Consider the following 26,011-nt stretch of genomic DNA (forward strand, 5'->3'; position numbering starts at 1 on the left):
GCCTACTTTCTGCGGAGGACTATTTCCCCCACAATCTCCGCGAATTATCTTCGATCTTGCTGCTTAAACGCCGCTTCTGCATCGTTCTCGTCCAGCTGGTCGATAGCCCCGCCGCCGACAGCAGGCGGTGATACTGTTCGTCGTCAAACGGCATATGCCAGGCAATGGCGCAGGCGTCATAAACAGACACATCGCTCAGGCGCGACGCCAGCTCAAGCGGTGCGTCCGCTGAAACCTGCCCAGCCAGCACCACGCGATACAGCCAGCCGGTTTTACCCGCTTTTTGCAGCTGGGCCGACATATCCTGAATACCGAAATGGTAGTTGAGCTTGAAGCACGGCGAGCGCGGCTGCGTCACCTGAATCAGGGCATCGCCCCAGCGGTAGATATCACCGATAAACACGTTCTTTTCGGTGAGCCCTTCGGTGGAGAGATTCTCGCCAAACGCGGGGGCGACGAAGAGGTCCGCCTGCTCGGGGAATTCGGTTTTCCAGTGCTGGTAGTGTTCGCGCGGGTAGTGGCACAGCGCGCGATCGGGCCCGCCGTGGATTTTCTTTTCGGCCTGCTCGTCACCCGCAAGCCCGAGGTCGGTTAACGTCAGCTCACCGTCGACCTGAATTTTGGCGATGGCACTCGGGCGGCTGCCGTCGTACTCCCTTACCTTGCCTGTAAATACATTCACCGGATAATGCATCGCTGCTCCTTTTATGCCCTAAATAATTCGAGTTGCAGGAAGGCGGCAAGAGAGTGAATCCCCAGGAGCTTACTCAGGTAAGTGACTGGGGTGAGCGAACGCAGCCAACGCACCTGCAACTTGAAGTATGACGGGTATACAGATACAAAAAAAGCGAGTCATAAGACTCGCTTCTCACAGGCGTCAATGCAACCTTATTTTTTAGCGGCGAAACGCGCTGCTGCTTCGTCCCAGTTCACCACGTCCCAGAAGGCTTTGATGTAGTCCGGGCGACGGTTCTGGAATTTCAGGTAGTAAGCGTGTTCCCACACGTCCAGGCCCAGGATCGGGAAGCCGGATGCGCCAGAGATTGCTTCACCCATCAGCGGGGAGTCCTGGTTAGCAGTAGACACTACCGCCAGCTTGTCGCCTTTCAGAACCAGCCACGCCCAGCCAGAGCCGAAACGGGTTGCAGCGGCTTTTTCGAATTCTGCTTTGAAGTTGTCTACGGAGCCGAAGTCGCGCTCGATAGCCGCTTTCAGGTCGCCCTGCAGGGTGGTACCGGTCTTCAGGCCTTTCCAGAACAGGCTGTGGTTAGCGTGGCCGCCAGCGTTGTTACGCAGAACGGTTTTCTTGTCCGCTGGCAGCTGGTCCAGCTTGGTGATCAGCTCTTCAGCAGACAGGTTAGCGAACTCTGGCAGGCTTTCCAGCGCGGCGTTCGCGTTGTTCACATAGGTCTGGTGGTGTTTAGTGTGATGGATTTCCATCGTCTGCTTGTCGAAATGCGGTTCCAGTGCGTCGTAGGCATACGGCAGGGATGGCAGTGTATAACTCATAATCCTCTCCATTATTGTCGGGCGGCACAGCTGTTAATGCCGCGTAAGCAGTTGGTTCATTATAGTTAATTAAATGATATTGAAAATGATTATCAATGCCGTAGTTTTTATAAGGTTATTTGATTTTTGCCTTATCACAAAATTGTGAGTCTGCTCACCCGGTTAACGTGCTGATTGCCATCCAAAACTAAATTGCGGCAACAGTCTGAAGGTTCCTGAACTGCCTAATTTTTACACTCATCAAGCCGGGGGGAAGCCACCGGCTATAAAAACGATGAGGACGTAAAAATGAATCATGCGATTACGATGGGTATCTTCTGGCATTTGATAGGCGCGGCCAGTGCAGCCTGTTTCTATGCCCCGTTTAAAAAGGTGAAAGGGTGGTCGTGGGAAACCATGTGGTCAGTTGGCGGTACCGTGTCCTGGCTGATTTTGCCGTGGACCATTAGCGCCATGCTGCTCCCGGATTTCTGGGGCTACTTTACTTCCTTCAGTGCCTCCACCCTCCTGCCAGTGTTTCTGTTCGGGGCGATGTGGGGCATCGGCAACATCAATTACGGCCTGACCATGCGCTACCTCGGGATGTCGATGGGTATTGGCATCGCAATTGGCATTACGCTCATCGTCGGCACGCTGATGACGCCCATTCTTAACGGCAATGTCGACGTGTTGATCAACACCAAAGGCGGGCAAATGACGCTGCTTGGCGTGCTTGTTGCGGTGATAGGCGTGGGTATCGTCACCCGCGCGGGACAGTTGAAAGAGCGCAAGATGGGCATCAAAGCCGAAGACTTTAACCTGAAGAAGGGGCTGCTGCTGGCAGTGATGTGCGGCATCTTCTCGGCGGGCATGTCGTTCGCCATGAACGCGGCAAAACCCATGCACGAAGCGGCCGCCGCGCTGGGCGTCGACCCGCTGTACGTGGCGCTGCCAAGCTACGTGGTGATCATGGGCGGCGGCGCGTTGGTAAACCTCGGCTTCTGCTTCATTCGTCTGGCAAAAGTGAAGGATTTGTCGGTAAAAGCCGATTTCTCACTGGCAAAATCCTTAATCATCACCAATGTGCTCCTATCGATGCTGGGCGGCCTCATGTGGTATCTGCAGTTCTTTTTCTACGCCTGGGGCCACGCCAGCATTCCACCGCAGTACGATTACATAAGCTGGATGCTGCACATGAGCTTCTACGTGCTGTGTGGCGGACTGGTTGGGCTGGTACTGAAGGAGTGGAATAACGCCGGGCGTCGTCCGGTGGGCGTGCTGAGCCTGGGCTGCGTGGTGATTATTATCGCGGCCAATATCGTGGGCCTCGGCATGGCGAACTGATTACGCTGCCTTTCGACTGCGATGACGCCACTGAACCGGCGTCATCCCCACCTCGCGGTTAAACACCACCGAAAAGTAATTACTGTCCTCAAATCCGCTGCGCATCGCCACTTCACTGACCATCAGCTCGGTATGCTGCAACAGGTACTGGGCGTGGCAGATGCGCAGCTGACGCAGGTAGTGGTTGACCGTCATCCCCGTCTGGGTGCGGAACTGCTGGCGCAACGCGCGCTCGCTGCACTGCTCCTGCTCGCAAAACTTTTCCAGAACGAAACTTTTGTTCAGGCTGCCCGCAAGCCGGGCAATCAACTTGTCCAGCAGCGCTTCCTGGACGGTTGCGGAGGGGTTATCGGTCGCGTAACGATGACGTTTGAGGGTCATCACCAGCTGGGCGAACAGCAGTTCCGCCATCGGATTTGCCACGGGATCGTGCTTCTGGCTCTCCTGCTCCAGCTGGGCGATCGTCTGGCGCACCTGAGCCATGCCGTTGCTGCTTAAGCGCCAGTGGGGTTCGCCTCTGGCATTGAGAAAACCGGGGATATGGGCCGGCCAGTCGACATTAAGTTTAAGCCTGTCCGGGCAGTAGATAACGTTCTGCAACACCAGATCGTTAACCGAGGCGTAAGCGTGTTTGTCTTCGGCGCGGATGTAAAACAGATCGCCACGCGTGATGCGGTAGGGCCGGTCGTTGAGGATGTGTAAGCCGTTGCCGCGCCATACCAGCACCAGCTCGCAAAACTCGTGGGTATGCTCGGCAAAGACATTTTGCGGGTAGCGGTCGGCCACCGCGACGGCCTGACTCGCGGAGGCAAAAAAATCATCTTTGCGAAGAATTAACTGAGCGGCCACACCACCACCTCTACGGTGAATTACCGGATATTATTAGCCTTTTTGCGGCAATAAAACGGTGATTGCATTCGCGTTACTGGAGTGAAGCATCCTTTCCCTGACGGATATCGCGCGGCGACCAGCTAAATTCCCGGCGAAACAGCGTTGAAAAGTGATTGCTGTCGCCAAAACCACAGCAGTAGGCAATATCCGTGACGCTTTCGTCGGTGTGACGTAAAAGATGACGCGCTTTGATCAGGCGCAGACGGTTAAGGTAGCGCTGCGGCGTCAGCCCGGTGTGCTGCTTAATCTGGCGATGCAGGGTGCGCAGGGACAGTGAAAAATCATCCGCCAGCGTCTCCCAGCAGACATCCTCGGTGAAATGATCTTCCAGCCAGGCCATCAGATGGTTCAGGCGCGCGTCGTTATTTTCCAGCCCTTCCACAAGGCTGCTGCGACGCAGCAGCACCAGCAGTTGCATAAACAGCAATTCGCGGGAGGCAATAGCATACGTCTCCTGCCCGCCCTCGCTCTGCTCCAGTTGATTCACCAGCTGGCGCACCTGCTGCAACGTGGACTGATTGACCCGCCAGTGAGACGGGTAGTGTCCATCCTGCTCCTGGGGCAGTAGCTTGTTCAACCCCGACAGAAACTGGAACGCGTCCGGCGAACGATAGAGCACGTTGGTCAGGCACAGGTTGTCGGTATGTTCATACAAATGCCTGTCGTGATCGCGCACGAAGCACACCATACCGCCGCTGATGGTGTAGGGCTGGCCGTTGAAGACATGAATACCCGTTCCATGCTCGACAATCACAATTTCATGAAAATCATGATGATGTTCAGGAAACGCAGCCTGCGGGAGCCGGGGCTCTATCGCAACCGGAGACGTTCCCGACGGGAAAAAATCGACGCTGTGCAATACGGTCATAACGGCCCCCACCAATGAGGAAAGTTCTCGAATAGTAATTAAGGCCTTCCGCACTCACCTTAAATTTTTGACAGCAAACGGCGCAAAAGCCGTCAGTTTTTCAAGAAACAGACGGAAAAATCGGGAAATGCGGTCAGCGTCACATTGCCAGAAAACCCTGCCATAACAGGAAATTGTGAACTTCCTCACGATCATCTTTGCTTTCTTGCCAGCGCGAGATTCGTGCTGTCAGTGACGAGAAGGTGGTCTTTTCGTCCCTTTTTTACACTCAGCACCAATGACTTAAGAAGGGACCTGACCATGACTTTTCGCCATTGTGTGGCTGTCGATTTAGGCGCATCCAGCGGCCGCGTAATGCTCGCCACCTGGGACTGCGGTCGGCGCATACTTACGCTTCGCGAAATGCACCGTTTCGCCAACTGCCTGCAAAAACAGGACGGTTTTGATACCTGGGATATTGATGCCCTGGAAGCGGAGATCCGCACCGGGCTGAACAACGTCTGCAATGACGGCATTCGCATCGACAGCATCGGCATCGATACCTGGGGCGTGGACTACGTTCTGCTCGACAGCCGCGGCGAACGCGTCGGCCTGCCCGTCTCGTATCGCGACAGTCGCACCGACGGGCTGATGACACACGCCATCGCACAGCTTGGCATGGACAACATCTATGGCCGCAGCGGTATTCAGTTTCTGCCGTTTAACACGCTCTATCAGCTGCGCGCGCTGGTTGAGCAGCAGCCGGAGCTGGTCAAAAAGGTGACGCACGCGTTACTCATTCCGGACTACTTAAGCTATCGGCTGACCGGCAACATGAACTGGGAATACACCAACGCCACCACCACGCAGCTGGTCAACATCAACACCGATAGCTGGGATGAAACCCTGCTGACCTGGACGGGCGCCTCGCCCTCCTGGTTCGGCACGCCAACGCACCCCGGAAATGTGATAGGTCGGTGGATTTGCCCGCAGGGGAATGAAATCCCCGTCGTTGCCGTCGCCAGTCACGATACCGCCAGCGCAGTAATTGCATCCCCGCTGGCCAGTAGAGACGCGGCCTACCTCTCGTCCGGCACCTGGTCGCTGATGGGTTTTGAGAGCAAAACGCCGTACACCAGCGACGCCGCGATGGCGGCGAACATCACTAACGAAGGCGGTGCCGAAGGGCGCTACCGCGTTCTGAAGAACATCATGGGCCTGTGGCTGCTTCAGCGCGTGCTGAAAGAGCAAAACGTTAACGACCTGCCCGCGCTTATCGCAGAAACCGAAAAGCTGAAGGCCTGTACGTTCCTGATTAACCCGAACGACGACCGCTTTATTAACCCGGTGCATATGAGTGCCGAAATCCAGTCCGCCTGTTTCGAAGCCGGGCAGCCGGTGCCTTCCCGTCCTGCCGAGCTGGCGCGCTGTATTTTTGACAGCCTCGCCCTTCTCTACGCGGATGTACTGAGCGAGCTGGTCGACCTGCGAGGCGCACCGTTCAACCAGTTGCATATCGTGGGCGGAGGCTGCCAGAACCAGCTGCTGAACCAGCTCTGCGCCGATGCCTGCGGCATCACCGTGGTGGCGGGTCCGGTGGAGGCTTCGACGCTCGGCAACATCGGTATTCAGCTGATGACCCTGGACGAACTTTCTGATGTCGATGAATTCCGTTCGGTGGTCACCGCGAATACCTGCCTGACCACCTTAACCCCCAATCCCTGCCATGAAATAGCCCGCTACCGGGCGCAGTTTCAGCAAAAACGACTGACTAAGGAGCTTTGCGCATGACCACTCAACTTGAACAAGCCTGGGAGCTGGCTAAACAGCGTTTCGCCGCCGTCGGCGTGGATGTCGAAACGGCGCTGCGCCAGCTCGACCGTCTGCCCGTCTCTATGCACTGCTGGCAGGGTGATGACGTCGCCGGCTTCGAGAACCCGGGCGGTTCTCTGACGGGGGGGATTCAGGCGACGGGTAACTATCCGGGCAAAGCGCGCAACGCCACCGAACTGCGTGCCGACCTGGAGCTGGCGCTGAGCCTGATCCCGGGGCCAAAACGCCTGAACCTGCATGCGATTTATCTGGAGTCCGACGCACCGGTAGCGCGTAACGAGATCAAACCGGAACACTTTAAAAACTGGGTGGAGTGGGCGAAAACCAACAAGCTTGGTCTGGACTTTAACCCGTCCTGCTTCTCGCACCCGCTGAGCGCCGACGGTTTTACCCTCGCGCACGCCAACGACAAAATCCGTCAGTTCTGGATCGACCACGTGAAGGCCAGCCGCCGCGTTTCGGCGTATTTCGGCGAGCAGCTCGGCACGCCGTCAGTAATGAACATCTGGATCCCGGACGGCATGAAAGACATCACCGTCGACCGCCTGGCCCCGCGTCAGCGCCTGCTGGCCGCGCTGGATGAGGCCATCAGCGAGAAGCTGGACCCGGCGCACCACATCGACGCCGTGGAGAGCAAGCTGTTCGGCATTGGCGCCGAGAGCTACACCGTCGGCTCGAACGAGTTCTACATGGGGTACGCCACCAGCCGCCAGACCGCGCTGTGCCTGGATGCCGGTCACTTCCATCCGACCGAGGCGATCTCCGACAAAATCTCCGCTGCCATGCTCTACGTGCCGCGCCTGCTGCTGCACGTCAGCCGCCCGGTGCGCTGGGACAGCGACCACGTGGTGCTGCTGGATGACGAAACCCAGGCGATTGCCAGCGAAATTATCCGTCATGACCTGTTCGACCGCGTGCACATTGGCCTCGACTTCTTCGATGCCTCCATCAACCGCATCGCGGCGTGGGTTATTGGCACCCGCAATATGAAAAAAGCCCTGCTGCGCGCGCTGCTGGAGCCAACCGCAGTGCTGAAAAAGCTGGAAGAAAACGGCGACTACACCGCGCGCCTGGCGCTGCTGGAAGAGCAGAAATCCCTGCCGTGGCAGGCCGTTTGGGAGATGTACTGCCAGCGTAACGACGCTCCGGCAGGCAGCCAGTGGCTGGAAAACGTGCGGGCGTACGAGAACAACGTGTTGAGCAAGCGCGGGTAATTTTGCCCTCACCGCGATAACTGGAAAATAAAGACTATGCAGACTATCACCCACTCCTGGTTCGTCCAGGGCATGATCAAAGCCACCTCCGACGCCTGGCTGAAAGGCTGGGACGAGCGCAACGGCGGCAACCTGACGCTGCGTCTGGACGATGCGGATATCGCGCCTTACACCAGCGATTTTCACCAGAAGCCACGCTATATTGCCCTGAGCCAGCCGATGCCGCTGCTGGCCAACACGCCGTTTATCGTCACCGGCTCCGGCAAGTTCTTCCGCAACGTTCAGCTTGATCCACAGGCCAACCTCGGCGTGGTGAAAGTGGATAGCGACGGCGCGGGCTACCACATTCTGTGGGGCCTGACCGATGAGGCGGTACCCACGTCTGAACTGCCGGCGCACTTCCTCTCCCACTGCGAGCGCATCAGGGCGACTAATGGCAAAGACCGCGCGATCATGCACTGCCACGCCACCAACCTGATCGCCCTGACCTATGTGCTGGAAAACAGCGCCGATTTCATCACTCGCAAGCTGTGGGAAGGCAGCACCGAGTGTCTGGTGGTGTTCCCGGATGGCGTGGGCATTCTGCCGTGGATGGTGCCGGGTACCGACGAAATTGGCCAGGCAACCGCCAGAGATATGCAAAAACATTCGCTGGTGCTGTGGCCGTTCCACGGCGTGTTCGGCAGCGGTCCGACGCTGGATGAAACTTTCGGCCTGATCGACACCGCCGAGAAATCGGCTGAAGTGCTGGTGAAGGTTTATTCCATGGGAGGAATGAAGCAGACCATTACCCGCGAAGAGCTTATTGCGCTCGGCAAGCGCTTCGGCGTGACCCCGCTACGGTCAGCGCTGGAAATCTATGCATAAACCCTCGCTGACCGGACGGTACGGGCGATAGTTAAGGAGAATTATCATGAGCTTTATGTTGGCACTTCCAAAAATCAGCCTTCACGGCGCGGGCGCTATTGGCGATATGGTTAACCTGGTGGCGAACAAGCAGTGGGGAAAAGCGCTGATTGTCACCGACGGTCAGCTGGTAAAGCTGGGCCTGCTCGACAGCCTTTTTGCCGCGCTTGACGCCCATCAGATGTCGTATCACCTGTTCGACGAGGTGTTCCCGAACCCGACGGAAGCGCTGGTGCAAAAAGGATTTGCGGCATACCGGGACGCGGAGTGTGATTACGTGATCGCCTTCGGCGGCGGCAGCCCGATTGATACCGCCAAGGCGATTAAAATCCTCACCGCCAACCCCGGGCCGTCCACCGATTATGCCGGCGTCGGCAAGGTGAAAAACGCGGGCGTGCCGCTGGTGGCGATCAACACCACCGCAGGCACGGCGGCGGAGATGACCAGCAACGCGGTAATCATCGACTCTGCGCGCCAGGTGAAAGAGGTGATCATCGATCCGAATATCATTCCGGATATCGCCGTGGACGATGCCAGCGTGATGCTGGATATTCCGGCCTCCGTGACCGCCGCAACCGGCATGGACGCGTTAACCCACGCCATAGAAGCCTACGTGTCCGTTGGCGCGCACCCGCTGACCGATGCCAACGCGCTGGAGGCAATCCGCCTGATCAACCTCTGGCTGCTGGAAGCGGTCGAAGACGGTCATAATCTTGAGGCGCGCGAGCAGATGGCGTTTGGTCAGTATCTGGCGGGCATGGCGTTTAACAGTGCGGGTCTCGGCCTTGTGCATGCCCTGGCGCACCAGCCGGGCGCGACGCACAACCTGCCGCACGGCGTGTGCAACGCCATCCTGCTGCCGATCGTTGAAAGCTTTAACCGCCCGAACGCAGTTGCCCGCTTCGCCCGCGTGGCGCAGGCGATGGGCATCGATACTCGCGGCATGAGCGTTGAAGCCGCCAGCATGTCCGCCATTCAGGCGATTCGCGACCTGAGCGCTCGCGTCGGCATCCCTTCCGGCTTCAGCCAGCTCGGCGTGACCAAAGCCGATATTGAAGGCTGGCTGGATAAAGCTCTCGCCGACCCGTGCGCGCCATGCAATCCGCGCACCGCCAGCCGCAACGAGGTTCGCGAGCTGTATCTGGAGGCATTATGATCCGCAAAGCCTTTGTTATGCAGGTTAACCCGGACGCGCATAAGGAGTACGCGCATCGCCACAACCCCATCTGGCCCGAGCTGGAAGCGGTACTGAAAGACCACGGTGCGCACCGCTACGCCATCTATCTCGACAGAGAACGCAGCCTGCTCTTTGCCACCGTGGAGATTGATTCGGAGGAGCGCTGGAACGCGGTCGCGACTACTGACGTCTGCCAGCGCTGGTGGAAACACATGCGTGATGTAATGCCGTCGAACCCGGACAACAGCCCGGTGAGTACCGGGCTGGAAGAGGTGTTTTACCTGGACTGACCGGTTAACGCTGCCGCACCCGCGGCAGCGGCTATCTCCTGCCTGCTGCTCAGCGTAAACGCCGACACTACCGTAATCGCCAGCACGAAACAGCCCAGCATCAGATACGTCTGCTGGAAGCCGATCCGGTCATACATATTCCCGGCAAAAGCGGAGAGGAAAATGGCCGCCGACTGCTTGGCGAACTGGAAGCCGATCAGATAGATAGTCGCTGACAGTCGGGTATCAAACACCCCGGTGATGTACTTGAATGCCCCCACCAGCAGGAACGGCACCTCCAGCGCGTGCAGCATCTTCAGGGCAATCACTTCTACAGCGGTGGTGGCAAATGACGAGCCAATGATGCGCGTCGCCATAATCACCCCGGCGATCAGCAGCGTGTTTTTCGCGCCGATGCGGTTAATGATCCACGGCGAACAAAACATGATGATCGCGTTGCAGATTTCCCCCGCCGTGGTAGCGAAACCAAAGGCGCGAGTACCTTCCTGCGGCGTGGCGAAGAACGTTTTGAAGAAAGTGGCAAACTGCTGGTCAAATACGTCATAGACGCAGGCTACGCCAATCACGTACAGAATAAACATCCACATCCTGCGCTGACGGAACAGGCTAAAGACCGTTTTCGCAGTGATCTGCGGCTGGTTGGCACCCAGCGCATTCATCACCTGCGCCGTCTGGTTGGGTTTTGGCTTCGCGACCACCAGCAACAGCATCAACAGCAGCGCCGCCGCAGACCCCATCCAGAAAACATATGACGGATCGATGCCGAACAGGATCCCGCCCGTGGAGGCGCATAGCCCCCAGCCGAGGCAGCCAAACATGCGCGCCTTACCGTATTCAAAGAAACTGTTACGGCTCACGCGTTCAATGTAGGCCTCAATTGCCCCCGAGCCCGCCGAAAAGACAAAGCCGATATACAGGCCACCGCTCAGCGCGCCCAGCCAGATGTTGGCTTTCAGCAACGGCGCAAAGACGTAGAGGAAGAAAGGGGCAAACAGGAACAGCAGCACGGAGATGATCCACAGCAGGTGTTTTTTCAGCCCCAGCTTGTCCGAGATCACGCCAAGCACCGGCTGGAAGGCGATAGCCGACAGCGAGATGCAGGAGAAGACAATCCCGGTATGGGTTTTATTCAGGCCGATGATGTCCGACAGCCAAATCGGCAGGAACGGAAAGCAGGTGGCCATGATGAAGAAGTAGAGAAAGAAGAACAGCCCAAAGATCCAGAAGTTAGGGTTGTCTTTGTGGGTACAGGTTGTTGTGTTCATTATTTTTATCCTCAACGGAGGGCCGGCTGCCCGGCCCGTCACCCTTACACGCGTTCAACGCCAATCAGAATGGCGGTTTCCGGATCCAGAATCGGCAGCGCAATGCCCGCCTGCATCAGCCACTCGCCGCTCACCGTTTGCGGCGTTTCCATCCACGCCGGTAGCTTGCGCATGGTGTGCCCTCCCTCGCCCGTAATCTGAATATTCGGGTGATCGAGCAGCGTGACGCGGTACCGCGCGCTGGCCTCCAGCCCCGCCATGCGCAGCGGCATCATCAGGCTGTAGTCCGGCATCGCGAGCTGGCTGACCATAAACAGCCCCTGCGCCTTATCTTCGCTTACAATCCCCTGCGCCAGCGTGGTGGCGTCCGGCATATCAATTCGCCACTGGGTGCCGTGATGAATGACGTCGCGCCACTGCTTGTGTAGCGCGGCGTAATGGCGATAGCCTTCGCGCTCCTGTTCGTCCACGGTGAGCGGATCCAGCTCCAGCCCCATATGGCCAAACAGGGCCGTCAGCCCCCGGAAGGCGATGCCGTGCTGGCGGAAGGTGGCGTGGCATTGATGATGACCGATATGCGCGCCCATCACCTCCGGTGGGAAGAAGTAGCTCATGCCGCGCTGGATGGTGCTGCGCTCCAGCGCGTCGTTGTTGTCAGACGCCCAGAAGCGGTGGCTGCGGGTCAGTACCTCATAATCAATGCGACCGCCGCCGGAGGAGCAGGATTCAAACTCAATATGCGGGAAGCGCTCGCCCAGCACGTCCAGCAGGCGGTAAAACTGGCGGGTCTGGGCGTCGGCGGCGGCTTTACCGTTGTGTCCAGGCTGCACCAGCTCGCGGTTCATGTCCCACTTCACGTAGTCGACCGCATGCTCGCCCAGCAGCCAGCTCATACGCTCCACAAGGTAATCAAAGGCCTCCGGGATGTTGAGATTGAGGACCAGCTGGTGTCGTCCGGTCGCCTGGGGATAGCCCGGCAGCGCCAGTACCCAGTCAGGGTGCGCGCGGTACAAATCTGAATCCGGGTTGATCATCTCCGGCTCAACCCAGATCCCAAACTCCATGCCGAGCCGTTTGACGTGGTCGATCACCGGCGTCAGGCCGTTCGGGTATTTTTTCTCGTCCAGATACCAGTCGCCCAGCGCGGCATGGTCGTCATTGCGGCCTTTGAACCAGCCGTCATCAATGATGAAGCGCTCCACGCCCAGCGCGGCGGCCTCGTCGGCCATTCGCTTGATGTACTCCGGATCGTGGTTGAAGTAGATCCCTTCCCAGGTATTGAGGTGCACCGGGCGCGGTTTGTTTTCCGGGAAGCGGATGATGTTGTCGCGCAGGTAGCGGTGAAAAGGCTGGCTCATGCCGTTCAGGCCCTGCGTGGAGTAGCTGGCATACAGGCGCGGCGTCCAGAGCGTATCGCCCTCCTCAACCACCATTTCACCCGGCAGGTAGAGCGCTTCGGCCTGGAGATAGCGACGACCGTCGGTTTTCGCTTCCGCGCGCAGGCGGTGATTACCGCTCCAGCCCAGATGCACGCCCCAGACGTCACCCTGCATTTCGCTGAACGACGGCGTACCGGCAATCAGCGCCGGGAAGTGCTCGTGGGAGGTTTTACCCCGACGGTTTTCAATCACGAAGCTGTCATGTTCAAGCTTTACGCGGTGCGGCTGAAACTCCCTGATCCAGCGACCGTGGAAGGCCATTACCTCCTGCGCGCGCTCGGCCACCGGCAGCGTGACGGCAAAACGGTCCACCTGCCAGGGGATCGCTTTCAGGTTCGTTAAACCGTGACGAACCACCAGCACGCCGCTGGCATCCAGCGTCAGCTCGCTGGTCAGGCGCAGTCCCGCGCATTCATCTTCGGCGGTAATCGTCAGGGTGTTAACGCCCTGCTGCACCTGCGTGGTTTTGAACACCGGGGAACCGTCCAGCCCCTGGCGATGCCCCTCAATGCCAGGCGAGCCAAACAGTCCATGCCCCAGCTCGGCCATCAGCGTGACCGGGGAGTCGACGTCAAGTCTGCCGTTGGCAACAGGACGCGCGAGCATAGCAACATCCTGCGACGAAAAGTGCTGAAGGTGCGGCCCCCAGTAGAGAATTTCGGCGAACGGGTACGTTTTTATCACCACGTCTACCGTATTGCTTTCAAGTCGTAAAACGGAATCTTGCATCAGACATCTCCTGTCATCGGGAAGATCTGAGTGTTGATCCGAAACGTTTCGGATACAAACCAAAATGTTTCGGTTTTGTGATCGACTTTAGAAAATGGAGAGATTCAGGCCGTCTTGCCGGGAGAGAATTCGGGCTGCCAGAGCACCTGAAGTTGTTCAATATCGTCGCCGCTAATCAGCTGGCGCACCATATCGGCAATCTGTTTCCCGACGCCCTGGCGGGTGGACTGGATCACCGACGCCACGTCAATATCGACGATGCTATCCTGCGGCAGGCCGTCATAGACCACCAGCGAGACGGCGTTGTCGCCGGATAAACGCCCCAGTTGCGCCAGCGCCATCGCCGCGCCGTCGCCGTGGGTGTTACAGTCGGTGATGATGGCCGTGGGCGGCTGCGGCAGGGCAAGCAGTTCTTTGGTGGTGGCATACCCGACTCGGCGCGAAGGCGGCATGGCGCGCAGCCATTCGCTGGAAAGCCCGGCTTCCCGCAGGGCGTCCAGATAGCCCTGACGGCGCTGGGTGATAAACGCCTGATTGTTGCTTTCGCCCAGTAGGGCAATGCGCTGATGGCCTTTCCCGATCAGCCAGCGGGTAGCATTGTACGTACCGGCATAGTTGTCGAAGTCGAACCACGCGTACGGCTGCGGTAGCTGGCTTCGACCAAGCGCCAGAAAGGGGAATCCGGCCGCCTGCAGCTGCTCAAGTCGCGGATCGCGATCCAGCGTGTGGGCCACAATCAGCGCGTCCACGCGGCGGCTTTGCACCATGCGCATATAGCTGTGCTTATCCGCCAGATCGTCGTCGGCGATGAGCAATAAGTCGATCTCATGTCGCGCCAGTTCGTGGCTAATTTCGCCGACCATGTCCATAAATACGCTGTTATTGAGCGGAACAGGATGTACGGGAAACACCAGCCCGACGGCGTCAATTTTGCCCATCTTCAGGCGGCGGGCGAAGGTGTTAGGCCGATAGCCGCGTCGCTGGGCTTCCGCTTCAACGCGAGCGCGCGTCTCGTCAGAAACGTCGTCATATCCGTTGAGGGCGCGGCTGACGGTGGTAACAGAGAGCCCCAGTTCTTTGGCAATGGCTTTAAGCGACATGATTTTCCTTATCTTCGTTAGTTTTGTTCCGCCACCAGCAGCGCGTAAGTGTCTGGCTCCAGGGCCTTGAAGATATGCGGCTGGTCGGCGGGATAACAAATGTAATCTCCTGCGCCGAGCTCTTCTGCCGCGTCGAGCAGGCCGACCAGCGCCCGCCCCTGCGTCACAATAATATGTTCAACCGAGCCCGGCGGATGCGGCTGGGAAATACGGTCTGCGCCCGGTTGGGTCATCAGAAGATAGACATCGCGGCGCGCGCCCGGAGGGCATGCCGCCAGCAAAATGGCTTCATAATTAGCCTGTCCGGCAACCACTTTCGTCCCTTCACCACGGCGGATCACCTGCGTGGTCGGCAACTGCGGCTCCAGCAGGCGGGCGAAAGGAATATCCAGCGCCACGCAGAGCGACCACAGCGTTTCCAGGCTAGGGTTACCGTTGCCGGACTCCAGCTGGGAAAGCGTAGATTTTGCGATCCCGGCACGGCGGGCAATTTCCGCCAGTGAAAGCCCGGTTCGCAGGCGTTCTCGCACCAGACTTTTGGCGATCAGGCTGATCGGCTGCGTCATAAAACGGCCTCTTGTTCTATAAAACGAACGAATCGTTCGTCTTGAAAATCAGTTTCGTTGCGTTCATTATAATGGATACACGTTCGATATGGCTAAAATTGTATGAAGCATCATCTCTCTTGCCTGAAAGGCGACACCATAAAAGCAATCATCCTGGTCTGCCTCGCGGTCGGCGTGGTCGGAATGTCATACGGCTCCCTGGCGATGGCCTACGGTTTCCCGGTCTGGGTACCGTTTGTACTCTCCATCACCGTACTCGCGGGCGCGTCAGAGTTTATGTTTATCGGCATCGTGGCAAGCGGCGGTAACCCGCTGGCGGCTGCGGCCGCGGGGTTGCTGGTCAACGCGCGGCACGTGCCGTTTGGCGTGACTGTCCGTGAGCTGGTCGGCAAACGTGGTCTGAGCCTGTTGGGCTGCCACATCATGAATGACGAAAGCGTGGTGTTTGGCCTGTCTCAAAAAACGCCCGAACAGCGCAAAGCGGCGTACTGGCTATGTGGTTTAGGCGTGGCGATTGTCTGGCCGCTGGGGGCCCTGCTGGGCGCTATGGTCGGCAAACTGCTGCCGGACCCGGAAACCATCGGGCTGGATGCGGTATTCCCGGCCATATTGCTGGCGCTGGTGGTGCCCGCGTTTAAAAACCGCACCACGCTGATCCGCGCCTGCAGCGGAGCCGCGCTGTCACTGGCCGCCGTGCCGTTTGCCCCGGTGGGATTACCGGTGCTGCTCTCCTTACTGGGTCTCGCTGCGAGGAAAAAATGATGGGAAATATGACGTTTTTTATTCTCGGCATCGCCATTTTGTCTGCGGGAACGTATCTGATGCGTCTTGGCGGGGCAAAACTGGGCAGCAGGCTGGCATTGTCAGAACGTTCACAGGCGCTGCTGTCAGATGCGGCAACGGTATTGCTGTTTTCCGTGGCGCTGGCGACCACGTTTTATGAAAGTGACCACTTTGCCGGCATGGCGCGCGTGCTGGGCGTGGCGTTTGCGGTATTTCTGGCCTGGCGAAAGATGCCGTTAATTGTGGTGATCGTGGCGGCGGCAGTGGTAACCGCGCTGCTGCGCGTGGCGGGCATAAACTAAAAAAGCGCCCCGGGGGCGCTCTTTCGACGGTGTGACAGCTTATTTAGTCAGTTCAGCAGTCATGTGTACGCGGTTACCTGAGAACGCCTGGGTAATTTTGTAAGATGACGCGCCTGCTTCCTGAGCCTGAGCCGCGATTTTCGCTTCTGCGCCGTCAATGGTTGACGCGGTTGCGGTCACGGTCTGAGCAGCGAAAGAACCGAAAGAAGTAGCCAGAGCGATTACAGCGACAAAAGTTTTGATGCTTTTCATAATATAAACCCTTTCATTAAGTTGTTTAGGTAAGGCACCGTGCCTTGATGAGATAAATACTAGACCTCATCATGAACAACTAAAAGCGGAAGGATTTGCTATTATCATTCAAAATTATTGATCAACTATTAATCGCTGAGGATGGGTATAAACGGTCGCCCTTCCCGGCTTGCAGAAGCCCACCAGCGTCAGGTTGCAGCGCTCCGCCACCTCCACTGCCAGCGTGGTCGCCGCCGATACCGCAAACAGAATTTCCACACCGCACATCGCGGATTTTTGCACCATCTCATAGCTGGCGCGGCTGGAAACGAGTGCCGCCCCCTGCTTCCACACGTCACTTTCACGCGCCCGGCGACCGAGCAGCTTGTCCAGCGCCACGTGGCGGCCAACGTCCTCGTGTCCCCCGGCAATATCTCCCGACGGCAACACCCATGCCGCCGCGTGCGTGCAGCCGCTCAGCTGACCGATGGGCTGTACATCGTTGAGGTGTTCCAGTGCTTTATCGAGGTTGGCGAGGTTAAACGTCTGGGTAAACGGCAGTGGCGCTACGGGTTTGCCAATATCGTTGAGCTGCTCAACGCCACACACGCCGCAGCCGGTACGCCCGGCCAGCGCGCGGCGGCGCTCTTTCAGCCCCATAAAGCGGCGGCTGGAGAGTTCGATTTGCACTTCAAGACCGTTGCAAGCCTGCACCACGTCCATGCCGTAGATCTCCTGCGGATGGTCAATGATGCCTTCCGAAAGGGAGAACCCTATCGCGAAGAGCTCAAGATCTTTCGGCGAAGCCATCATCACCACATGCGAGATGCCGTTGTAAACGAGCGCAACGGGCACCTCTTCCGCCAGATAATCGGGCGTGGCATGGGTAATGTGGGGCGGTCTGTGTACCGACATTTCCACAATACCCGCAGGCAGTGGCGACAAGTGGGGAGCACGGTTTTGTTTAGACACAGCGGTATTCCTGAACAACCACAGAGGTGAGCCTGCTATTGCATCACAAACAACAGGGCTTACGCATAGTATGGATCAACTTTTCGACAACCATTCTCCTACTCATTTAGCAGGGGTGCAACCTGCCACCCGCTACACCGCTTTAACATGCAGAGCTGTTAATGTGATCAATATCACACTTTATAATCAACATGGTGATAATACATTCACTTTGTATTAACGCCATTAGAACAGCGGTACCGACAATGTGGTATTCTGATGATATCCCTCGTGGAATTGAGGGATTAACGCAAATTTTTCTCCTTTGCGGTCAATTCTCAACCGCGAAGTTAAAACTACATATGTAAGCAATGTCGAAACAAGGAGTGACCCATGCAGGTCAGCAGAAGGCAGTTCTTTAAGATCTGCGCTGGCGGTATGGCAGGCACCACGGCAGCGGCACTGGGCTTTGCGCCCGGCGTAGCGCTGGCGGAAACGCGGCAGTATAAACTGCTGCGCACCCGTGAAACCCGTAATACCTGTACGTACTGCTCTGTCGGTTGCGGGCTGTTGATGTATAGCCTCGGCGACGGTGCTAAAAACGCCAAAGCGTCTATTTTCCATATCGAAGGCGACCCGGATCATCCGGTCAACCGCGGCGCATTGTGCCCGAAAGGGGCCGGTCTGGTGGACTTTATCCACTCCGAAAGCCGCCTCAAATTCCCGGAATATCGCGCGCCAGGCTCCGACAAATGGCAGCAAATCAGCTGGGAAGAGGCGTTCGACCGCATCGCAAAACACATTAAAGAAGACCGCGATGCCAACTTTGTTGAGAAGAACGCCGACGGCGTTACGGTAAACCGCTGGCTCTCCACCGGGATGCTGTGTGCCTCTGCTTCCAGCAACGAAACCGGTTATTTAACCCAGAAATTTACGCGCGCACTCGGTATGCTCGCGGTCGACAACCAGGCGCGTGTCTGACACGGACCAACGGTAGCAAGTCTTGCTCCAACATTTGGTCGCGGTGCGATGACCAACCACTGGGTCGACATCAAGAACGCCAACCTCATTGTGGTGATGGGCGGTAACGCCGCTGAAGCGCACCCTGTCGGGTTCCGCTGGGCGATGGAAGCCAAAATCCACAACGGTGCGAAACTGATTGTGATCGATCCCCGCTTTACGCGAACTGCGTCAGTGGCGGATTTCTACACCCCTATTCGTTCAGGTACTGACATCACTTTCCTGTCAGGCGTATTGCTGTACCTGATGACCAACGAAAAATATAACCGCGAATACACCGAAGCTTATACCAACGCCAGCCTGATCGTGCGTGAGGATTACCACTTCGAAGATGGCCTGTTCAGCGGTTACGACGCCGAAAAACGCAAATACGACAAAACCAGCTGGAACTACGAGCTGGATGAGAAAGGCTTTGCGAAGCGCGATACCACTCTGCAACACCCGCGCTGCGTGTGGAACCTGCTGAAAGAGCACGTTTCCCGCTACACGCCGGAGGTTGTCGAAAACATCTGCGGTACGCCGAAGGCAGACTTCCTGAAGGTGTGCGAGCTTATCGCCGAAACCAGCGCGAAAGACAAAACCGCGTCGTTCCTGTATGCCCTCGGCTGGACGCAGCACTCCATCGGTGCGCAGAACATCCGTACCATGGCGATGGTTCAGCTCCTGCTCGGCAACATGGGGATGGCAGGCGGCGGCGTGAACGCCCTGCGCGGTCACTCCAACATTCAGGGTCTGACCGACCTCGGCCTGCTGTCTCAAAGCCTGCCGGGTTACATGAACCTGCCAAGCGAGAAACAGACCGATCTGCAAACCTACCTGACGGCCAGCACGCCTAAACCGCTGCTCGAAGGTCAGGTAAACTACTGGGGCAACTATCCGAAGTTCTTCGTCTCGATGATGAAAGCCTTCTTCGGTGATAAAGCAACGGCGGAAAACAGCTGGGGCTTTGACTGGCTACCGAAGTGGGACAAGGGTTACGACGTTCTGCAGTATTTCGAGATGATGCACCAGGGCAAAGTGAACGGCTATCTGTGCCAGGGCTTTAACCCGGTGGCCTCGTTCCCGAACAAGAACAAGGTTGTTGAGTCTCTGTCGAAGCTGAAGTTCCTGGTGACGATTGACCCGCTCAATACCGAGACTTCAACTTTCTGGCAGAACCACGGTGAATCGAACGACGTCGATCCGTCGAAGATTCAGACCGAAGTGTTCCGTCTGCCGTCGACCTGCTTCGCGGAAGAGAACGGTTCTATCGTCAACTCCGGACGCTGGCTGCAGTGGCACTGGAAAGGCGCGGACGCCCCGGGCATCGCCATGAACGACGGCGAGATCCTGGCCGGCATCTTCTTACGCCTGCGTAAGATGTACGCGGAAGAAGGCGGCGCGAACCCTGAGCCGGTGCTGAACATGACCTGGAACTACTCGACGCCGGAAAATCCAGCGCCGGAAGAAGTGGCGATGGAGAGCAACGGTAAGGCACTGGCGGACGTTATCGATCCGGCCACCGGTACCGTGCTGGCGAAGAAAGGCGATCAGCTCAGCACCTTCGCGCACCTGCGCGATGACGGTACCACGTCAAGCGGCTGCTGGATCTTCGCCGGTAGCTGGACGCCAAAAGGCAACCAGATGGCCAACCGCGATAACGCCGACCCGTCGGGCCTTGGCAATACGCTGGGCTGGGCATGGGCGTGGCCGCTCAACCGCCGCATCCTCTATAACCGCGCATCCGCTGACCCGCAGGGCAACCCGTGGGATCCGAAGCGTCAGCTTCTGAAGTGGGACGGTGCGAAATGGGGCGGCGTGGATATTCCGGACTACAGCACTGCCGCACCGGGCAGCGACGTTGGGCCGTTTATCATGCAGCCTGAGGGGATGGGACGCCTGTTTGCTATCGATAAGATGGCGGAAGGTCCGTTCCCGGAACACTACGAGCCCTTTGAGACGCCGCTGGGTACCAACCCGCTGCACCCGAACGTGGTCTCTAACCCGGCAGCCCGTATCTTTAAGGGCGATTTCGAAGCGCTGGGTAAAAAGGACAAGTTCCCGTACGTGGGTACCACCTACCGTCTGACCGAGCACTTCCACTACTGGACCAAGCACGCGCTGCTTAACGCCATCGCGCAGCCGGAACAGTTTGTGGAGATCGGCGAGAAGCTGGCGGGCAAGCTCGGCATCGCCCATGGCGATACCGTGAAGGTTTCCTCTAACCGCGGCTATATCAAGGCCAAGGCGGTGGTGACCAAGCGTATTCGCACGCTGAACGTTCACGGTCAGCAGGTGGATACCATCGGTATTCCGATCCACTGGGGCTATGAGGGCGTGGCGAAGAAAGGGTTCATTGCGAACACCCTGACGCCGTTCGTCGGCGATGCGAACACGCAGACGCCGGAGTTTAAGGCCTTCCTCGTGAACGTGGAAAAGGTGTAACGGAGACGACTTATGGCTTATCAATCTCAAGACATTATCCGTCGTTCCGCGACTAACGGTTTCACGCCCGCGCCTCAGGCGAGGGACCACCAGCAGGAAGTGGCGAAGCTTATCGACGTGACCACCTGTATCGGCTGTAAAGCCTGTCAGGTGGCGTGCTCGGAGTGGAACGATCTGCGTGACGAAGTGGGTCACAACGTCGGGGTGTACGACAACCCGGCGGACCTGACCGCCAAGTCCTGGACGGTGATGCGTTTCTCGGAAGTGGAGCAGAACGACAAGCTGGAATGGCTTATCCGCAAAGACGGCTGTATGCACTGTGCGGATCCGGGCTGCCTGAAGGCATGTCCGTCAGAAGGGGCTATCATTCAGTATGCCAACGGCATCGTCGACTTCCAGTCTGAACAGTGCATCGGCTGCGGCTACTGCATCGCCGGCTGCCCATTCGACGTACCGCGCCTGAACCCGGAAGACAACCGCGTTTACAAATGCACCCTGTGCGTTGACCGCGTCACCGTCGGCCAGGAGCCTGCATGCGTGAAGACCTGCCCAACCGGCGCGATCCACTTTGGTTCTAAAGAGGATATGAAAACGCTGGCGGCAGAGCGCGTAGGCGAGCTGAAAACCCGTGGTTACGACAACGCGGGCCTGTACGATCCGGCCGGAGTTGGCGGTACGCACGTAATGTACGTGCTGCACCACGCCGACAAGCCGAACCTGTATCACGGCCTGCCGGAGAACCCGGAAATTAGCGCCACCGTGAAGTTCTGGAAAGGCATCTGGAAACCGCTGGCAGCGGTCGGTTTTGCTGCCACCTTCGCAGCGAGCATCTTCCACTACGTCGGCGTTGGTCCGAACCGCGCGGAAGAGGAAGACGACAACCTGCATGAAGAGAAAGACGAGGTGCGCAAATGAGAAAACGTGACACCATCGTGCGCTACACCGCGCCGGAACGCATCAACCACTGGGTCACCGCCTTCTGCTTCATGCTGGCGGCGATAAGCGGGCTGGGGTTCTTCTTCCCGTCCTTCAACTGGCTGATGCAGGTACTGGGGACGCCACAGCTGGCGCGCATCCTGCACCCGTTTGTGGGCGTCATCATGTTCGCGTCGTTCATCATTATGTTTTTCCGCTACTGGCACCATAACCTAATCAATCGGGATGATATCTTTTGGGCGAAGAATATTCGTAAGATCGTCGTCAACGAGGAAGTGGGTGATACCGGGCGTTATAACTTCGGCCAGAAATGCGTATTCTGGGCGGCGATTATCTTCCTGGTCCTGTTGCTGGTGAGCGGCGTGATCATCTGGCGTCCGTACTTTGCGCCTGCTTTCTCAATCCCGGTGATCCGATTTGCGCTGATGCTGCATTCATTTGCCGCAGTGGCGTTAATTGTGGTTATCATGGTGCATATCTACGCCGCCCTTTGGGTGAAAGGCACCATTACCGCGATGGTGGAAGGATGGGTAACCAGCACGTGGGCGAAGAAACATCACCCGCGCTGGTACCGTGAAGTCCGCCAGAAACAGGAAAAGTCATCTGAATGAGTATTCGCATAATCCCGCAAGATGAGCTGGGGTCGAGCGAGAAACGCACGGCGGATTATATTCCGCCGTTGTTATTCCCCAGACTCAAGAACCTCTACAACCGCCGCGCAGAGCGTCTGCGCGAGCTGGCAGAGAACAACCCGCTGGGCGATTTTCTGCGCTTTGCCGCGCTGGTTGCCCACGCGCAGGAAGTGGTGCTGTACGACCACCCGCTGCAAATGGACCTGACCGCGCGCATCAAAGAAGCCAACGCGCAGGGCAAGCCGCCGCTGGACATTCACGTCCTGCCGCGCGACAAGCACTGGCAAAAGCTGCTGCATTCGCTCATTGCCGAGCTGAAGCCGGAGATGAGCGGTACCGCGCTGGCGGTCATCGAGAATCTGGAAAAAGCCTCTGACCTGGAGCTGGAAGAGATGGCGAGCGCGCTGTTTGCCTCCGACTTCTCGCTGGTCAGCAGCGATAAAGCGCCGTTTATCTGGGCTGCGCTGTCGCTCTACTGGGCGCAAATGGCAAGCCTGATCCCCGGTAAAGCCCGCGCCGAATACGGCGAGGCGCGCCAGTTCTGCCCGGTCTGCGGCTCCATGCCGGTTTCGAGCATGGTGCAAATCGGCACGACTCAGGGGCTGCGCTACCTGCACTGCAACCTGTGTGAAACCGAGTGGCACGTGGTGCGCATCAAGTGCAGCAACTGCGAGCAGACCCGCGATCTGAATTACTGGTCGCTGGAAAACGAAGAAGCGGCGGTGAAAGCCGAAAGCTGCGGCGACTGCGGCACTTACCTGAAGATTCTGTATCAGGAAAAAGACCCGAAAGTCGAAGCCGTGGCCGACGATCTCGCCTCGCTGATTCTGGATGCGAAGATGGAGCAGGAGGGCTTTGCCCGCAGCTCGATCAACCCGTTCCTGTTCCCGGGTGAAGGGGAGTAATTTCCTGTGAGAGTGCCGGGCGGCGCAAGCTTGCCCGGCCTACAGCTGGTAAGGTGAAACGACTCCAGTAATGCCCGAAAAGTCTTTCGTGTTTCGAGAAATCAACGGACAATTTCTGCTCTGAGCTGTGGCCAGAATGATAGCATCAGGCAGTTTCATTCCATGCTTCTCGCGCAGAATTACACTTCTTTCAGCGATATCTCGGGTGATATCAATAATCTCAAATACGCCCATCACTGTCGCAGTTTTAGCTTCGTGACCATGTTTGCGGGCACCCACCATGACTTCCATCCATGTGATCAGGCTAATGGCTCGATGCGAAGCTGTGCGATCGATTGCATCCGCAGCCTCAACGCGATTATTAAATAGATCAATGAGTATATTGGTATCGAACACTGCCATGTGCTCCATAATTACCACTCCTCACGCAGCTTGCGTTCATACTCAAGCCCATCTTCCTGCTGGTTTCCCCACAAGCCAAGCGCATCGCGGATAACCGATGAACTCTGCTGGTCGAGATATTGCTCAATGGCTTCCCGAAGCAATTCGGCACGAGGCCGGTTACGCAGCTGCTTCAGATTTTCCAGTCGTTGAATTACGTCATCAGACAAATCGATCAGAATTCTGCCCATATCAAGATCCGCGGAAAGACTCATATATCACCTTAGTATATCACCATTGTCTATTTTTAAGGCAACATACGCTTTTATTCAGAAGGGTTAAAGCACGTAGCTATAGTTTTCCAGCTATTTGCGAAGCGCTTTCCAGATTTTTAGTACTCGACAATTTTCTTATTTTCTTTTGAATTAAACCAGGTTATAAAGCTGTATATCCATACAGTTAAAGGGAATTTTCATGGCACTGGAACAGGGTATTGCGCAGCTGGTTCAGGGATTTATCGCTGCAGGCCGGCCTTCGTCACGTCGACAGACCATTGAGGTACGACGAGCAGGGTACATTGCCAGCGCGGGGCTTGCCGGGAAGATAGAAACGCGCGTTCAGGTGGAGACGCTAGTGCTTGAGGGCCTTACCATTCGAGTATTTTCACCTCTTAATGCCCCTGAAATATTGCCTGCTGCCATCTACTATCACGGCGGATGCTTTATCAGCGGCGGCTTTGATACCCATGACAACCAACTCCGTCAGTTAGCCTGCTACGGCAATTGCCGGGTGATCGCCGTTCAGTACAGGTTAGCGCCGGAGCATACCTTCCCCGCCGCACATGACGATGCTGAAAGAGGTGCAGATCTGGTCTGGCAGTATGCGGACAAATTAGGCGTGGATAAGAACCGGCTCACCCTCTGTGGGGACAGTGCAGGAGGGCATCTGGCGCTGGTAACGGCGCTGAGGCTTAAGGTTAAAAAGCTGTGGCAACCTGTTCAGCTTATTCTTATCTATCCCATGCTCGACGCCACGGCCAGCTTTGAAAGCTATGCCCTTAATGGCACGGATTATATTATCACCCGCGATACCCTGCTCAGCGGGTATGAAATGTATCTCGCAGAGACTGACCGCCAGCATCCGGAAGCCAGCCCGCTGTGGCGCGATGATTTTTACGGACTTCCGCCAGTGCACATCATTACCGCAGAGTACGATCCGCTGTGCGATGAGGGAGAAATGTTGTATCAGCATCTGACTGAGCAGGGTGTGAAGTGTACTGCTCAGCGCTGGCTGGGCGTCATCCATGGCTTCTTTCAGCTTGGCGGCGTCAGCCAGTCAGCGCGAGACCTAATGCGGGATATCGCCGGGCGGATTAAGCACGCCCGAGGTGAATGAACAGAAGATTATTCCTCCTCGTTCCCACCCTCTTCATACGCGCCGAAGGGCTTCGCTGGAAGAACAATGTAGGTGCCTTCAAACACCGCCCCCGGTGTTTTATCGCCAAACAGTTCAACCTGCATTTGTACGCGGGCTTTGCGGCCGCGTGCCAGGCGGTCGAGATCGCCACCCAGTGACCCCAGATCGGCCACGGCGCTCGGCTTGCCGCTTATCGGTGCGCTATAGCGAATGTGTGCATCGGCGAGAATGATGGTTCCGCCCAGATGACGCTCGCGAAGCATCAGCCAGATGAGACCCCACCCGGTGAGCGTCGCGAGGGAAAACAGACTTCCGGCAAACAGGGTGTGGTGCGGGTTCTGATTGCCGGTTTCCGGCATGGTGGTAATAAATTTTTGTCCGGTGTACTGCTGAATGCGCACGCCCATTTTTTCGCTCAGCGGAATGTGTTGATACCAGGCCTGCTGCAGCTGTCCACACCAGTCGGCGCGATGAAGAATATCATCCAGCGTGGCGATGGGTTTGATCATCAAAAAATGACGAATCGGCGTGGTTTGCGGGGTTGTGATTTCCCCCTGATTCACAAAACCGAGCTTGGCAAAAAATTCCACGGCATCTTCGCGGGCGCTACAGGTGACGCGCTTAACGCCTTCCTGACGGGCGACGGATTCCAGGGTCATCGCCATTAGCGTTCCCAGACCTTTGTCCTGAACGGAGGGATGAACCGCCATAAAGCGAATCGACGCTTCGTTATCGGCGTTGATATACAAGCGCCCGACGGCGACGAGGTTACCCTCTTCGTCCATCACCATCTGATGGTGGGCCATCGCATCCCAGGCGTCTCGTTCAGATCCTTTTGGCTGATGCAGTGGCTTGCGCAGCATTTCCCAGCGGAACTGGTAATAAGCGTCTAACTCTTCTTCCGTTTGCGGTACTCGAAGGTGATACATAGCTGTACTCTC

At 57.3% G+C, this 26,011-nt stretch carries 26 protein-coding genes; 13 read left to right on the plus strand and 13 right to left on the minus strand.

Annotated features, from left to right (window positions below; all coding sequences use genetic code 11):
• Positions 1 to 19 precede the first annotated feature (19 nt).
• Positions 20 to 694, minus strand: a complete 675-nt coding sequence (gene yiiM / locus WM95_RS25385; protein WP_059446015.1) for a 6-hydroxyaminopurine reductase — start codon at positions 692 to 694, stop codon at positions 20 to 22.
• Positions 695 to 888: 194 nt separating this feature from the next.
• Complete coding sequence (gene sodA, locus WM95_RS25395) at positions 889 to 1,509, minus strand: superoxide dismutase [Mn] (RefSeq protein ID WP_004203668.1); 621 nt, start codon at positions 1,507 to 1,509, stop codon at positions 889 to 891.
• A gap of 288 nt (positions 1,510 to 1,797) precedes the next feature.
• On the opposite strand from sodA, the gene rhaT reads away from it, so the two are divergent.
• Positions 1,798 to 2,832 (plus strand): L-rhamnose/proton symporter RhaT, encoded by a 1,035-nt coding sequence (rhaT, locus tag WM95_RS25400; protein WP_023309733.1) that lies wholly within the window; start codon positions 1,798 to 1,800, stop codon positions 2,830 to 2,832.
• Here the strand turns inward: rhaT and rhaR are convergent, their stop codons facing one another.
• Positions 2,833 to 3,681, minus strand: coding sequence for an HTH-type transcriptional activator RhaR (gene rhaR, locus WM95_RS25405; protein ID WP_023309734.1), 849 nt, complete (start codon positions 3,679 to 3,681; stop codon positions 2,833 to 2,835).
• 73 nt (positions 3,682 to 3,754) lie between these two features.
• Entirely contained in the window at positions 3,755 to 4,591 is an 837-nt protein-coding gene (gene rhaS / locus WM95_RS25410) for an HTH-type transcriptional activator RhaS (RefSeq protein WP_063408700.1), read from the minus strand.
• A 300-nt stretch (positions 4,592 to 4,891) separates the two neighbouring features.
• On the opposite strand from rhaS, the gene rhaB reads away from it, so the two are divergent.
• The 5 genes from rhaB to rhaM are packed head-to-tail and all read left to right on the plus strand — an operon-like array spanning position 4,892 to position 9,990.
• A complete protein-coding gene (gene rhaB / locus WM95_RS25415; RefSeq protein WP_063408699.1) occupies positions 4,892 to 6,361 on the plus strand; it encodes a rhamnulokinase in 1,470 nt (489 codons plus the stop codon).
• Positions 6,358 to 7,617: an L-rhamnose isomerase gene (gene rhaA, locus WM95_RS25420; protein WP_063408698.1), complete on the plus strand. Its 1,260-nt coding sequence runs from the start codon at positions 6,358 to 6,360 to the stop codon at positions 7,615 to 7,617. The genes rhaB and rhaA overlap by 4 nt, the downstream gene beginning before the upstream one ends.
• 36 nt (positions 7,618 to 7,653) lie before the next feature.
• Positions 7,654 to 8,484, plus strand: a complete 831-nt coding sequence (gene rhaD / locus WM95_RS25425) for a rhamnulose-1-phosphate aldolase (RefSeq protein ID WP_063408697.1) — start codon at positions 7,654 to 7,656, stop codon at positions 8,482 to 8,484.
• A 46-nt stretch (positions 8,485 to 8,530) separates the two neighbouring features.
• Complete coding sequence (gene fucO / locus WM95_RS25430) at positions 8,531 to 9,679, plus strand: lactaldehyde reductase (RefSeq protein ID WP_088545024.1); 1,149 nt, start codon at positions 8,531 to 8,533, stop codon at positions 9,677 to 9,679.
• Positions 9,676 to 9,990: an L-rhamnose mutarotase gene (gene rhaM, locus WM95_RS25435; RefSeq protein ID WP_063408695.1), complete on the plus strand. Its 315-nt coding sequence runs from the start codon at positions 9,676 to 9,678 to the stop codon at positions 9,988 to 9,990. The genes fucO and rhaM overlap by 4 nt, the downstream gene beginning before the upstream one ends.
• Here rhaM and WM95_RS25440 read toward each other — a convergent pair.
• The 4 genes from WM95_RS25440 to WM95_RS25455 all read right to left on the minus strand — a co-directional run bounded on the left by WM95_RS25440 (position 9,978) and on the right by WM95_RS25455 (position 15,089).
• Complete coding sequence (locus WM95_RS25440; RefSeq protein ID WP_063408694.1) at positions 9,978 to 11,255, minus strand: MFS transporter; 1,278 nt, start codon at positions 11,253 to 11,255, stop codon at positions 9,978 to 9,980. The two genes, rhaM and WM95_RS25440, sit on opposite strands and share 13 nt — an antisense overlap.
• 44 nt (positions 11,256 to 11,299) lie before the next feature.
• Entirely contained in the window at positions 11,300 to 13,423 is a 2,124-nt protein-coding gene (locus WM95_RS25445) for an alpha-galactosidase (protein ID WP_063408693.1), read from the minus strand.
• Between the two features lie 104 nt (positions 13,424 to 13,527).
• On the minus strand, positions 13,528 to 14,523 hold the full coding sequence (locus tag WM95_RS25450; protein ID WP_023309743.1) for a LacI family DNA-binding transcriptional regulator: 996 nt from the start codon (positions 14,521 to 14,523) through the stop codon (positions 13,528 to 13,530).
• Between the two features lie 17 nt (positions 14,524 to 14,540).
• Complete coding sequence (locus WM95_RS25455; protein ID WP_023309744.1) at positions 14,541 to 15,089, minus strand: helix-turn-helix domain-containing protein; 549 nt, start codon at positions 15,087 to 15,089, stop codon at positions 14,541 to 14,543.
• 102 nt (positions 15,090 to 15,191) lie between these two features.
• On the opposite strand from WM95_RS25455, the gene WM95_RS25460 reads away from it, so the two are divergent.
• Together WM95_RS25460 and WM95_RS25465 are read left to right on the plus strand one after the other, a co-directional pair.
• A complete protein-coding gene (locus WM95_RS25460) occupies positions 15,192 to 15,851 on the plus strand; it encodes an AzlC family ABC transporter permease (RefSeq protein ID WP_023309745.1) in 660 nt (219 codons plus the stop codon).
• Positions 15,851 to 16,174, plus strand: coding sequence for an AzlD domain-containing protein (locus WM95_RS25465; protein ID WP_047174098.1), 324 nt, complete (start codon positions 15,851 to 15,853; stop codon positions 16,172 to 16,174). Before WM95_RS25460 ends, WM95_RS25465 begins: the two co-directional genes overlap by 1 nt.
• A 39-nt stretch (positions 16,175 to 16,213) precedes the next feature.
• Here the strand turns inward: WM95_RS25465 and WM95_RS25470 are convergent, their stop codons facing one another.
• Together WM95_RS25470 and fdhD are read right to left on the minus strand one after the other, a co-directional pair.
• Positions 16,214 to 16,426 carry a DUF1471 domain-containing protein gene (locus WM95_RS25470; RefSeq protein WP_023309747.1) on the minus strand — a complete coding sequence of 71 codons (213 nt, stop codon included), beginning with the start codon at positions 16,424 to 16,426 and terminating at the stop codon, positions 16,214 to 16,216.
• A gap of 114 nt (positions 16,427 to 16,540) precedes the next feature.
• Positions 16,541 to 17,377: a formate dehydrogenase accessory sulfurtransferase FdhD gene (gene fdhD, locus WM95_RS25475; protein WP_063408692.1), complete on the minus strand. Its 837-nt coding sequence runs from the start codon at positions 17,375 to 17,377 to the stop codon at positions 16,541 to 16,543.
• A gap of 372 nt (positions 17,378 to 17,749) precedes the next feature.
• Between fdhD and fdnG the strand changes: the two genes are divergently transcribed.
• The 4 genes from fdnG to fdhE are packed head-to-tail and all read left to right on the plus strand — an operon-like array spanning position 17,750 to position 23,273.
• Complete coding sequence (gene fdnG, locus WM95_RS25485; RefSeq protein ID WP_094935278.1) at positions 17,750 to 20,800, plus strand: formate dehydrogenase-N subunit alpha; 3,051 nt, start codon at positions 17,750 to 17,752, stop codon at positions 20,798 to 20,800.
• Between the two features lie 12 nt (positions 20,801 to 20,812).
• Positions 20,813 to 21,715, plus strand: a complete 903-nt coding sequence (fdxH, locus tag WM95_RS25490) for a formate dehydrogenase subunit beta (RefSeq protein WP_008501831.1) — start codon at positions 20,813 to 20,815, stop codon at positions 21,713 to 21,715.
• Positions 21,712 to 22,347: a formate dehydrogenase cytochrome b556 subunit gene (fdoI, locus tag WM95_RS25495; RefSeq protein ID WP_023309750.1), complete on the plus strand. Its 636-nt coding sequence runs from the start codon at positions 21,712 to 21,714 to the stop codon at positions 22,345 to 22,347. The genes fdxH and fdoI overlap by 4 nt, the downstream gene beginning before the upstream one ends.
• Positions 22,344 to 23,273, plus strand: a complete 930-nt coding sequence (gene fdhE, locus WM95_RS25500; RefSeq protein ID WP_010436850.1) for a formate dehydrogenase accessory protein FdhE — start codon at positions 22,344 to 22,346, stop codon at positions 23,271 to 23,273. Before fdoI ends, fdhE begins: the two co-directional genes overlap by 4 nt.
• A gap of 39 nt (positions 23,274 to 23,312) precedes the next feature.
• Here the strand turns inward: fdhE and WM95_RS25505 are convergent, their stop codons facing one another.
• Positions 23,313 to 23,684 carry a type II toxin-antitoxin system VapC family toxin gene (locus WM95_RS25505; protein ID WP_080298642.1) on the minus strand — a complete coding sequence of 124 codons (372 nt, stop codon included), beginning with the start codon at positions 23,682 to 23,684 and terminating at the stop codon, positions 23,313 to 23,315.
• A 2-nt stretch (positions 23,685 to 23,686) separates the two neighbouring features.
• Positions 23,687 to 23,929: a ribbon-helix-helix protein, CopG family gene (locus WM95_RS25510; RefSeq protein ID WP_047743309.1), complete on the minus strand. Its 243-nt coding sequence runs from the start codon at positions 23,927 to 23,929 to the stop codon at positions 23,687 to 23,689.
• A 199-nt stretch (positions 23,930 to 24,128) separates the two neighbouring features.
• Between WM95_RS25510 and WM95_RS25515 the strand changes: the two genes are divergently transcribed.
• Complete coding sequence (locus WM95_RS25515; RefSeq protein ID WP_063408691.1) at positions 24,129 to 25,049, plus strand: alpha/beta hydrolase; 921 nt, start codon at positions 24,129 to 24,131, stop codon at positions 25,047 to 25,049.
• Between the two features lie 8 nt (positions 25,050 to 25,057).
• On the opposite strand, the gene fabY is transcribed toward WM95_RS25515, so the two are convergent.
• Entirely contained in the window at positions 25,058 to 25,999 is a 942-nt protein-coding gene (gene fabY, locus WM95_RS25520; RefSeq protein ID WP_023309755.1) for a fatty acid biosynthesis protein FabY, read from the minus strand.
• Between the last annotated feature and the right edge of the window lie 12 nt (positions 26,000 to 26,011).

The organism is Enterobacter cloacae complex sp. ECNIH7, from assembly GCF_002208095.1.
Taxonomy (GTDB): domain Bacteria; phylum Pseudomonadota; class Gammaproteobacteria; order Enterobacterales; family Enterobacteriaceae; genus Enterobacter; species Enterobacter cloacae_M.